Genomic DNA, 11,331 nt, shown 5'->3' on the forward strand with positions numbered 1-11,331 from the left:
GGTGCTTTTTGACAATCTGGTAGCGAGTGAGTGCTGGGCGCCGAGTGCGTCTGAGGTGCTTGATGCCGTCAATGAAGATGGATCAAGCGAGTAAGGGCACAGGGTGGATGTCTAGGCACGGACTGGCGATGAAGGACGTGGCAAGCTGCGATAAGCCGGGGGGAGCTGCAAGCAGGCGTTGATCCCCGGATGTCCGAATGGGGGAACCCGGCCGGGGTGATGCCCGGTCATCCCTTCGCTGAATACATAGGCGTTGGGAAGCGAACCGAGGGAACTGAAACATCTAAGTACCTCGAGGAAGAGAAAACAACCGTGATTCCCTTAGTAGCGGCGAGCGAACGGGGAAGAGCCCAAACTGCGGAGGTGTCAAGGCGGCAGCCGTTGCTTCCGTGGGGTTGCAGGGTGGTTCGTGAGAGTCTGCCGACTCTCGGAGCGTCACGCGGCGGTGAGTCGAATCCGTCTGGAAAGCCAAGCCATAGAGGGTGACAGCCCCGTAGGCGAAGCCGACGTCGTGATCTCTGAACCATTCCTGAGTAGGTCGGGACACGTGAAATCCCGATTGAAACCGGCAGGACCACCTGCCAAGGCTAAATACACGTCCGTGACCGATAGTGAACTAGTACCGTGAGGGAAAGATGAAAAGTACGCCGGGAGGCGGGTGAAACAGATCCTGAAACCGTGTGCCTACAAGCGGTGGGAGCTCGACGCTTTCTTCGTGAGAGACGTCGGGTGACCGCGTGCCTTTTGCATTATGATCCGGCGAGTTATTCCTCAGTAGCAAGGTTAAGCCGTTCAGCGGCGTAGCCGTAGCGAAAGCGAGTCTTAACTGGGCGACAAAGTTGCTGGGGATAGACCCGAAACCAGAGTGATCTATCCATGGCCAGGTTGAAGCGAGGGTAATGCTTCGTGGAGGACCGAACCGTTGTAGGTTGAAAACTGCTCGGATGAGCTGTGGATAGGGGTGAAAGGCCAATCAAACCTGGAGATAGCTGGTTCTCCCCGAAAGATATTTAGGTATCGCCTCTGAGTGTAGACTGCGGGAGGTAGAGCACTGGAAGGGCTAGGGCCCTAAACCGGGTACCAACCCCTACTAAACTCCGAATGCCCGTCAGTTGGTCTCAGGGAGGAAGTGCACGTGCGATAATGTTCGTGCGCGAGAGGGAAAGAACCCAGACCTTCAGCTAAGGTCCCCAAGTGCTAGCTAAGTGACAAAGGTGGTGGATTTGCGGAGACAACTGGGAGGTTGGCTTAGAAGCAGCCATCCTTGAAAGAGTGCGTAACAGCTCACCAGTCAAGCGGGTCTGCGCCGATAATGGTCGGGACTCAAGCTAGCCACCGAAGCTAAGGCTGCGCGCCGCATGGCGCGCGGGGTAGGGGAGCGTTGTCTGAGCTGTGAAGCGGGGCCGGAAGGCTACCCGTGGAGCGCAGACAAGTGAGAATGCCGGAATGAGTACGCGAGAAACAAGGTGAGAACCCTTGTCGCCGTAAGCCCAAGGTTTCCTGAGCCATGTCAATCAGCTCAGGGTTAGTCGGCCCCTAAGGTGAGGCCGAAAGGCGTAGCCGATGGGAAACGGGTCAACATTCCCGTACCACACGATACTGCGCTTGAGTTCGCGGAGGGACGCAGAGGTGACAGGTCCGTCGTTTCCATGGACATGAACGATGCAAGGAGGTAGGCGTTTCCGGGTAGGCAAATCCGCCTGGTTAAGCCGAGATCCGACGCCGAAGAAGTCTTCGGACTTCGCTAAGGGATCGTAATCGAACTGCCAAGAAAAGCTTCGTGAACGAGGAGTAACGTGTGACCGTACCGCAAACCGACACAGGTGGGCGAGGCGAGTAGCCTCAGGCGCTCGAGTGAGTCTTGGTTAAGGAACTCGGCAAAATGTCCCCGTAACTTAGGGAGAAGGGGAGCCGGCATTAGGTGAACCCGCTTCGCGCGGGTGAGCTGAAACCGGCCGCAGAGAATCGGCCCAAGCGACTGTTTAGTAAAAACATAGGTGTCTGCAAAGTCGTCAAGACGACGTATAGGCACTGACGCCTGCCCGGTGCCGGAAGGTTAAGTGGAGGGGTCAGCTTCGGCGAAGCTCCGAAACGAAGCCCCGGTAAACGGCGGCCGTAACTATAACGGTCCTAAGGTAGCGAAATTCCTTGTCGGGTAAGTTCCGACCTGCACGAATGGCGTAACGACTTGGGCACTGTCTCAACCAAGAGCTCGGCGAAATTGGAGTCTCGGTGAGGATACCGAGTACCCGCGGCAGGACAAAAAGACCCCGTGCACCTTTACTACAACCTGATATTGGGTTCGGGCATAGTCTGTGTAGGATAGGTGGGAGGCATTGAAGCAGGGCCGCCAGGTTCTGTGGAGCCATTAGTGAAATACCACCCTTGCGATGTCTGGATTCTAACCCAGGACCGTTCATCCGGTTCGGGAACAGTGTCAGGCGGGTAGTTTGACTGGGGCGGTCGCCTCCCAAAAGGTAACGGAGGCGCGCAAAGGTTCCCTCAGCGCGGTCGGCAATCGCGCGTAGAGTGTAAAGGCATAAGGGAGCTTAACTGCGAGACCGACAGGTCGAGCAGATGCGAAAGCAGGCCTTAGTGATCCGGCGGTTTCTGTGTGGAAAGGCCGTCGCTCAACGGATAAAAGGTACGCCGGGGATAACAGGCTTATCGCCCCCGATAGTTCACATAGACGGGGCGGTTTGGCACCTCGATGTCGGCTCATCGCATCCTGGGGCTGGAGAAGGTCCCAAGGGTCGGGCTGTTCGCCCGTTAAAGCGGTACGCGAGCTGGGTTTAGAACGTCGTGAGACAGTTCGGTCTGTATCCGCCGTGGGCGTTGGAGATTTGAGGAGAGCCGCTCCTAGTACGAGAGGACCGGAGTGGAGTGACCGCTGGTGTACCTGTTGTCCCGCCAGGGGCATCGCAGGGTAGCTATGTCGCGAAGGGATAACCGCTGAAAGCATCTAAGTGGGAAGCCTACTTCAAGATGAGATCTCCCGCACCGTAAAGGTGCCTGAAGGACCGCAGGAGACCACTGCGTTGATAGGCGGCAGGTGTAAGGCGTGTGAACGTCTCAGCCGAGCCGTACTAATCGTCCGTGAGGCTTGATCCTGATCTTTATACAAGGTCTATAAGCGCTTCAGCGCACTCAGCAGTTCGGCACTCACTCGCTGCTTCTTTTCAGGAATTGCCGGCGGCTTTAGCGAGGGGGAAACACCTGGTCCCATCCCGAACCCAGCAGTTAAGCCCCTCAGCGCCGATGGTACTTGGGCGGAGACGCCCTGGGAGAGTAGGTCGCTGCCGGCGCCTTATCGGAAACGCCTCGTGTCCGTCTGGATGCGAGGCGTTTCCTGCATCAGGGTAGCGGGGGGGCGGGAAGGCGGCGGGGCGTGGGCGCCTGCTGGCTGGTGAACGCCGCGGGCGAGGCCGATCGGCCGGGGTGCGTCGTGGCTCGCGTGGCCGCCTGGGCGCAGGGCGACTCGACGGAAGGCGTTCAAGGCTGGTGCAGGCGCCCACGCCCCGCCGCCTTCCGCGGACCGGGCGGCCGTGCTGGTGTCGCCGGTCGGCCTACGGCGTCTGGCGATGACCTTTCGGCATTGTTTGTTGGGGGGCGGTGATAGCGAGGAATTCGCGGACGGCGGTGGCGGGGTGGGGGGCGGACATGACGGCGGAGAGGGTGGCGATGCCGGCGCCGGTGGCGTGGACGCGGGCGGCGTTGTTCGGGGTGATGCCTCCGATTCCGAGGCAGGGCAGGCCGCTCGCCTTCCGGACTGCGCGGACGCGATCGAGGCCGATCGCTTCGTCGGCCAGGCCGGGCTTGGAGCGGGTGCCGAAGACTGCTCCGATACCGAGGTAATCGGCTCCGGCCGCGGCCGCGCGGCGGGCTTCGTCCGGATCATCGGTCGAGTAGCCGATGAGGAAGTCGGGGGGAGAGAGTCTGCGCGCGGCGGGGAGGGGGAGGTCCTCGGGGCCGAGGTGGACGCCATCGGCGCCCGCGGCGAGGGCGACATCGAGGCGATCGTTGACGACGAGCAGGGCGCCGGCGGGCGCTGTGATCGCGAGGAGCCGGATGGTCGTCTCGAGCAGGGTTCGGCTGTCGGCCGTCTTGTCGCGGAGCTGGATGGCGGTGGCGCCGGCGCCGACGCACTCCGCGACGACCTGTTCGAGCGGTCGGCCGCAGGCGGGCCGTGGGTGCGTGAGCACCATGAGACGCCCCGGATCGGGCACGGCGGGCGCCGGGCGCGGGCTCAGCGGGCCGCGTCGCGGGCGAGCCGTATGCGGCTTATTGCGGCGTTGTGTTCCCGCAGAGTGCGCGTGAATTCGTGCGAGCCATCGTTCCGCGCCACGAAGAAGATGTATTCGTGCTCCGCGGGTTGGAGGGCGGCGCGCAGCGACGCCGCGCCCGGGGAAGCGATGGGGCCGGGCGGCAGCCCCGGGTGCGTGTAGGTGTTGTAGGGGTGGTCCGCGACGGCATCGATGTCGCGATAGAGGAGGCGCGACCTCGGTTCCCCGAGCGCGAAGTGCACCGTCGGGTCCGCCTGGAGCAGCATCCCGCGTTGCAGGCGGTTCCAGTACACGCCCGCGACGACCGTACGCTCATCCCCCCTCCGGACCTCCTTCTCGACGATGCTGGCCAGGGTCACGATCTCGCGCTCGTCCAGCCCGAGCGTCGCGGCCCGGGTTCGCTCCTCCTCGCCCCAGAACGCCTGATAACGGCCGACCATCGCGGCGACGATCGCAGGCAAGCCGACGCCCTCGGCGAACCGGTACGTCTCCGGAAAGAGGTATCCCTCGAGTGTCGGCCCCGGGACACCGAGTTCGGAAACCCGCGCCGGATCGGTCAGGTAGGCCTGGACCAGCTCCACGGGATCTCCACTGTACGTGGCGAGACGATCCGCGACTTGCGGGATCCCGAAACCCTCCGGAATGGTCAACGGTGTGGTGACGACCGCGCCGCTGTGAAGCGCCCGCAACAGGTACGCGTACGGCGCCCCTCTGGGAATCTCGTAACGGCCGGCCTTGAGCGACCTCGCCTCTCCCCTGAGGCGCACGTAGGCGTCGAAGACTCCGGAGTGGCCGATCAGTCCGGCCGTCTCCAGCAGTTGGGCGACGTCTCCGGAGGCGACCCCCTCGGGCACGCGAATCTCGACGGTCGATCCGTCCGCGGGCCCCACTCCCCGGAACTCGGTGGAGAAGAACCCGTACGCGACGGGTGCCGCGGCCGCCAACACGGCGGCCACGCACCGACCCGCCTGCCGCCTCCCCGGCCGGCCGCTCATGGCCCTTCCGTGTCCGCGCCCACGGTCGACGTCGCAGTGCTCCGCAGGTAGGCGGAGAGCATGAGGGAGGCCGCCACCTCGTCGGCCCGACCCTTCTGTTCTCGCTTCGCCCTGGGCAGCTGCATGGCGAGGATCTCCCGTTCCGCGCGCGCCGTGGACAGCCTCTCGTCCCACTCGATGGTGCCTACCCCGGTGGCCTCCCGGAGGGCTCGCGCGAAGGTGCGTGCCTCCTCGGCCATCGCTCCCGCGGTACCGTCCATCGCGAAGGGAATGCCCACGAGGATGGCCGCGGGCTCCACTTCGGCCACGAGCGCGACCAACGCATGTGGGAGGGCGGAAGCTGGTGCTCCCCGCCGCGGTCGCTCGATCACGCCGCGAGGCGCCGCGATCGTCCGGGTCGGGTCCGTGACGGCGACCCCGATGCGCCGCCGGCCGTAGTCGAGGGCCATGAGGCGCCCCGCGGGGGTCATCAGCGCCCCCCGCCTCCGATGTCGACCCCGGCCGGGACCTCCCGGATCGTTTCCGCGGAGCCGAACATGAACCAGCAGGGCTGGCCGCCGCCGCATCGGACTTCCTTGACTGCCACCGGGCGGTTCGCCGCGCGGCGCAACACTCCGCCGAGCAATGCGGCCGCGAAGTGACAGCACGCCCCGCCGGGAGGTTCCTCCGGCGCCTCGACGGAGTCGCGCCACGCAATGGCGCCCGACCGCTGGCTTACGGGCAGGTACGATACCGAGCCGAGTCCGGCCCGGCGGACGGCCGTATCGAACCGGGACCAGAACTCGGACGCCGGCAGCGCCGCGGGCGCCTCGGCCAACGTCGCGAGAAGACCTCCGCCCGCGCGGTCGCCGGCTTCACGCAGCACCTCGATCCCCGCATCGCCGCGCTCGACGCAACGGCGGAAGAGGGTCGAGAGGGCGGACCTGGGGAGGCTTACGACGGGATCCTGCGTGGGGGAATTCATCAGCCGGAAAGCTAGACAGGCGATCGAAGGGGGACAAGGTTGGCCTGCGCGAAGCTCCCGAACCCGGATGATGCCTTGCTTCTGACGCCACTCATCGAGAAGAAACGCGACGGCGGCCGCCTCACGCCCGACGAGCTGGAGACACTCCTTCGGTCGTACATGGAGGGCACGCTCGCGGACTACCAGATGTCCGCCTTCCTCATGGCGGCGTTCATCCGCGGCCTCGATCCCGGAGAACTGTCCGTGCTCACGCGGGCGATCATCGAATCGGGCACCAGGCTCGACTTCACGAACGAGGGCCCGCCGCACGTCGACAAGCACTCGACGGGTGGCGTCGGCGACAAGGTCTCGCTCGTACTCGCGCCCCTCCTGGCGGAAGCGGGGCTTCGGGTTCCGATGATGTCCGGTCGCGGTCTGGGGCACACGGGCGGGACGCTGGACAAGCTCGAGGCGATCCCGGGATTCCAGGTCTCCATCGAACTCGACCGCTTCCGGACCATCCTCGACGAGGTCGGCTGCGCCATGATCGGGCAGACGAAGGAGATCGCGCCGCTCGACGGGCGGCTCTACGCGCTGCGGGATGTCACCGGGACGGTGCCCTCACCGACCCTCATCGCGGCCTCCATCGTCTCGAAGAAGGTCGCCGAGGGGATCGGAGCGCTCGTGCTCGACGTGAAGTGCGGGCGCGGTGCGTTCATGACCGACGAGAGACGGGCCCGGGGGTTGGCCCGAACGATGGTCGACCTCGCGGCCACCGAAGGGGTTCGGGCCACGGCGCTGCTGACGGCGATGGATGCGCCCCTCGGCTACACGATCGGCAACGCGCTCGAGGTGGCGGAAGCGATCGAGACGCTGAGGGGCGGCGGGCCCGCCGATCTGCGCGAGGTCACACTCGCCCTCGGCGCCGAATTGCTCGTCTCGGCCGGCCGTGCCGCCGATGTCGAGGCTGCCGCGGCGGGGCTCGCCACCATACTGGAAGGTGGCGCGGCGCTGGGGCGGTTCGCGCGGCTCATCGAGGCGCAGGGCGGCGACCCGCGCGTGGCGGACGACCCGGGCCGGCTCCCGTCGGCGCCGGTGCGGGTGCCCTTCCGGTCGCCGGCTCCCGGCTGGCTCGACATCGACGCGCGCCGCGTGGGCTTCGCCTCGGTCGAACTCGGCGCGGGCCGCCGGCGCGTTGCGGACAGGGTCGATCCGACGGTCGGCTTCGAGTTGCGCCGCGTTGCGGGCGATCACGTGTCCGAAGGCGAGATCCTGGTCACGATCCACGCGGCCGACGCGTCGAGCGCCGCCACCGCCGAGCAGCGTCTGATCGAAGCCATTGAACTCTCTGAGGAACCGCTCCCCCCGCGGAAGCTGATCCTGGACCGGGTCGCCGAGGATGGCCGGGCGGACGGCTGAGATCCGCCGCGGCCACTGTCAGTAAGGTGGGCCCACCGGCCGCCTTGGGGACGACCCGGCCGTCCACGGGCCGTGCGCGTCGCACGTCTCCGTCGGCTCGGTCCCTTCCAGGTAGATCTCGACGTAGCTGAGTTCGACCGGGCACCACCGCGTCGACAGGAGGCCCGTCGTCTCGTCCACCGTACGCTCGATGAGGCCCTCGGGACGTTCCCAGGCGTCGGGGTATTCGTGCGTCTCGTAGTAGTGCGCGAGCACCGCCGCCCCGACGGGCGCCGCCGTTCCGCCCCCGGTCGCCCCCCGATAGATCCGCTGCGGCCGGTCGAAGCCGATCCAGGTCGTCGTCACGAGATCCGGCGTGAAGCCGACGAACCAGGTGTTCGTGGCGTCGTTCGTGGTTCCGGTCTTCCCCCCGACCGGCACGGTGTAGGGAATCTCGTAACGCGATCGCACCGCCAGCGTTCCCGTTCCCATGTCCACCGCGTCGCGCAGCATCGACTGGGCGATCCAGGCGATGCCCGGGTCGAGTACGCGCTCCCGCTGCACCTGGCTCTCCCACATGACGCGGCCTTCCTTGCTCTCGATGCGGAGGATCGACCGCGGGGTGACGCGGACGCCGAGATTCGCGAAGGTCGTGTACGCGGTGGCGACCTCGATCGGCCGCAGGTCGACGGAACCGATGGCGGCGGACGGAACGCGTGGGACTGCCGACGAGATCCCCATCCGTTCGGCCATCTGCGCGAACGACTCCTCTCCGACGCGCTGCCCCAGCTTGACGGCCACCACGTTGATGGAGCGGGCGAGCGCGCGGCGCAGCGTCAGCGGCCCCTTGAAGTCCTCATCGAAGTTGCTGGGCGCGTAAGGGTCGCCGCCCACGTTCTCGAGGTAGTACGGCTGGTCGTAGATGACCTCGGAGGCCGGGATCCCGGAGGCGATCGCCGTCGTGTAGACGAACGGCTTGAACACCGAGCCCGGCTGCCGGATGGCCTGGGTCGCCCGGTTGAACTCCGAGTCGCGAAAATCGCGTCCCCCCACCATCGCGCGTACGTCGCCCGTCGCCGCATCCAGCGCGATGAACATGCCCTGGACGTACGGCATCTCGCCATCGCGGCTCGCCTGATACCGATACAGGCTGTCCGGGGGCCAGGCGCGCACCTCCTCGAAGGTGACGCCCGAAAACGCCGGGTGTCGGTCCACCCACTCCAGCTGCGCGAGCAACGCCGAGTCCGCCACGGCCTGGAGATCGGGATCCAGCGTCGTGTAGACCCTGTATCCCTTCTCGTAGATGTCCATGCCGTACAGAGCCTGGAGTCGCTGCCGCACCCATTCCACGAAGTACGGGGCTTCCTGCCGGATTCGGGCCCCGCGCGTCAGCTCCAGCGGATACGCCTTCGAGGCCGCCGCGTCCTCGGCGCTCACGAGGCCCTGCTCCGCCATCAGCCCGAGGATGAGATTCCGCCGCCCGATCGCCCGTTCGGGGCGGCGGGTCGGGTTGTAGCCGGCGGGGTTCCTGGGGATCGCCGCGAGGAGCGCCGCTTCGGGCAGGTTGAGCTGCGCCGCCGTCTTCCCGAAATATCGTTCGGCCGCGGCCTGGACCCCGTACACGCCGTCGAAATTGATCTGGTTGAGATAGGCCTCGAGGATCTCCCTCTTGCTGTAGGCACGCTCGAGATCGAACGCGACCCGCATCTCGCGCAGCTTCCGGCGCACCGTGATGTCGCGCCGGTCCACCGACGCCTGGAACATGTTGCCCGCGAGCTGCTGCGTGATCGAGCTCCCGCCGGACGCCCCGTAGCCCTGCAGGAGGAAATCGAGGAACGCCTTGGTCGTGCGGCGCACGTCGATCCCGTGATGCCCCCAGAAACGCTTGTCCTCGACCGCGATGAAGGCGTTGTAGACGTGCCGCGGGAGGTCGTCCATCCGGATTGGCGTGCGGCGCTCGATGGCGATTTCGGCGAGGAGCGAGCCGTCGGCGGCGAACAGCTTCGTCGCCTCCTTGGGTTCGAAGGCGTAGATCTGGGCGATCGATGGGCATGCGTCGCAGAGGTGCGTCCAGCCCCGCCAGGCAATGCCGGCGAGGAAACTCGCCGCGCCGAGGAGGACGACCAGGAGGGCCCCCCGCACCCGCGCCGGGAGCGCCCTCCAGCGCGCGATCGTACCGCGGAGGGCGGTCTTCCTCCGCGGAGCGGCCTTCTTCCGCGGTGGCGTCCCGCGCCGCCCGCCCCGGGCGCGTCGCGCCTTCCGGGAGTTCCGCCGCCGCCTCATGCCGCTCCCCGCCCTGCGCTCCCGCTGCAGCTCACGATCTCCTCCGGACTCCGCCCCTCGCGTCGAATCGCCACGAGGCCGATTGTATCGTCACGCCGCTCCCGACGGGAGCCACGACGAGATGACAGAGAACATACCGAACGCGCGTGCGAATGTTTCTCCCCGTAGCAGAACAGCTCGATCGGATCCGGCAGGGCGCCGAACGGATCGTCCCGGAAGCCGAACTCCTCGCCAAGCTCGAACGCTCGGTGAGGGAGGAGCGTCCCCTCATTATTAAGCAGGGGTTCGATCCCACGCGCCCCGACCTTCACATCGGCCACGGCGTCTCCATCCACAAGCTGCGCACGTTCCAGGAACTCGGTCACCGGGTCGTCTTCGTGATGGGGGACTTCACGGCCCGCGTCGGGGACCCGAGCGGACGCGACGAAACGCGTCCAATGCTCTCCGGGGAGGAGATCGAGTCCAACCTCGCCACGTACGAGGAACAGTTGTTCCGCATCCTCGATCCGGAGACGACGGAGATCCGGCGGAACAGCGAATGGCTCGCGCGGCTCACGCTCGCGGACATTCTGCGCCTCACCTCCCAGTACACCGTGGCCCGCATGCTCGAGCGCGACGACTTCGCGGAGCGCCACCGCGAGGGTCGCCCGATCAGCCTCGTCGAGTTCCTCTACCCCATGATGCAGGGCTACGACTCGGTCGCCCTGCGGGCCGACGTCGAACTCGGCGGGACCGACCAGCTCTTCAACCTCCTGCTCGGCCGAACGCTGCAGGAGCGTGCCGGACAGGAGCCGCAGGTCTGTCTGATCATGCCGCTGCTGCGCGGGACGGACGGCAGGCGGAAGATGTCGAAGAGCTACGACAACTACATCGGCATCTCGATGGAAGCGGAGGACGCGTTCGGGCGTGTGATGTCGATTCCGGACACGCTCCTCGAAGAGTGGCTCTCGCTCGCGTCCAGCGCCCGGGGCGAGGAACTGGCCCGGCGCCGGCGCGAGGCCGGGACCGATCCGCTGGCGGCCAAGCGCTGGCTGGCCGGGGACATCGTCGCGCGATATCACGGCACGGCCGCCGCCCGGCGGGCGCGGGAGGCGTTCGACCGTCTCCACCGCCACCGGAAGATGCCGGAGGATATTCCGACGGTCGCGCTCTCGCTCGAAGGCCGCGATGGGCTGTGGATCGCCCACGTATTGCGCGACTCCGAACTCGCGTCCTCCTCCTCGGAGGCGGGTCGCCTCATCCGCCAGGGCGCCGTGCGCGTGGACGGAGAGGTCATCGCCGATCGGGACCTGCGCCTCGGCGCGGGTGAGTACGTCGTGCAGCGGGGCAAGCGGAAGTTCGCGCGAATCTCGGTTCAGCCGTAGCTCGAGCCCTTGCACGCCCTGAAATGCCCGCACATGTTGCCCGGTCCCCTCCACCGGGGGGATTG

General features: G+C 66.5%; 7 protein-coding genes and 2 rRNA genes. 4 read left to right on the plus strand and 5 right to left on the minus strand.

From position 1 onward, the window contains the following. The first annotated feature begins 80 nt into the window (after positions 1–80). Together ACOOHF_RS09375 and rrf are read left to right on the plus strand one after the other, a co-directional pair. Positions 81–3,111 (plus strand): 23S ribosomal RNA (locus tag ACOOHF_RS09375). Positions 3,112–3,188: 77 nt separating this feature from the next. Then, positions 3,189–3,305, plus strand: a 5S ribosomal RNA gene (gene rrf, locus ACOOHF_RS09380). 261 nt (positions 3,306–3,566) lie between these two features. On the opposite strand, the gene thiE is transcribed toward rrf, so the two are convergent. The 4 genes from thiE to ACOOHF_RS09400 are packed head-to-tail and all read right to left on the minus strand — an operon-like array spanning position 3,567 to position 6,242. Next, positions 3,567–4,226, minus strand: coding sequence for a thiamine phosphate synthase (gene thiE, locus ACOOHF_RS09385; protein ID WP_419934743.1), 660 nt, complete (start codon positions 4,224–4,226; stop codon positions 3,567–3,569). Positions 4,227–4,246: 20 nt separating this feature from the next. Further along, on the minus strand, positions 4,247–5,278 hold the full coding sequence (mltG, locus tag ACOOHF_RS09390) for an endolytic transglycosylase MltG (RefSeq protein ID WP_420464310.1): 1,032 nt from the start codon (positions 5,276–5,278) through the stop codon (positions 4,247–4,249). Then, positions 5,275–5,748, minus strand: coding sequence for a Holliday junction resolvase RuvX (gene ruvX, locus ACOOHF_RS09395; RefSeq protein ID WP_420464311.1), 474 nt, complete (start codon positions 5,746–5,748; stop codon positions 5,275–5,277). The genes mltG and ruvX overlap by 4 nt, the downstream gene beginning before the upstream one ends. Continuing rightward, on the minus strand, positions 5,748–6,242 hold the full coding sequence (locus ACOOHF_RS09400) for a hypothetical protein (RefSeq protein ID WP_420464312.1): 495 nt from the start codon (positions 6,240–6,242) through the stop codon (positions 5,748–5,750). The genes ruvX and ACOOHF_RS09400 overlap by 1 nt, the downstream gene beginning before the upstream one ends. Positions 6,243–6,317: 75 nt before the next feature. Between ACOOHF_RS09400 and ACOOHF_RS09405 the strand changes: the two genes are divergently transcribed. Then, positions 6,318–7,640 (plus strand): thymidine phosphorylase, encoded by a 1,323-nt coding sequence (locus ACOOHF_RS09405; protein WP_420464313.1) that lies wholly within the window; start codon positions 6,318–6,320, stop codon positions 7,638–7,640. Positions 7,641–7,658: 18 nt separating this feature from the next. Here ACOOHF_RS09405 and ACOOHF_RS09410 read toward each other — a convergent pair whose 3' ends face one another. Beyond that, positions 7,659–9,902, minus strand: a complete 2,244-nt coding sequence (locus tag ACOOHF_RS09410) for a penicillin-binding protein 1A (RefSeq protein WP_419934748.1) — start codon at positions 9,900–9,902, stop codon at positions 7,659–7,661. 152 nt (positions 9,903–10,054) lie between these two features. Here ACOOHF_RS09410 and tyrS point away from each other — a divergent pair, with 152 nt between their 5' ends. After that, on the plus strand, positions 10,055–11,266 hold the full coding sequence (tyrS, locus tag ACOOHF_RS09415; RefSeq protein ID WP_419934903.1) for a tyrosine--tRNA ligase: 1,212 nt from the start codon (positions 10,055–10,057) through the stop codon (positions 11,264–11,266). Positions 11,267–11,331: the final 65 nt, after the last annotated feature.

This window comes from Candidatus Palauibacter sp. (genome assembly GCF_965216145.1).
In the GTDB taxonomy this organism is placed as follows: Bacteria; Gemmatimonadota; Gemmatimonadetes; order Palauibacterales; family Palauibacteraceae; genus Palauibacter.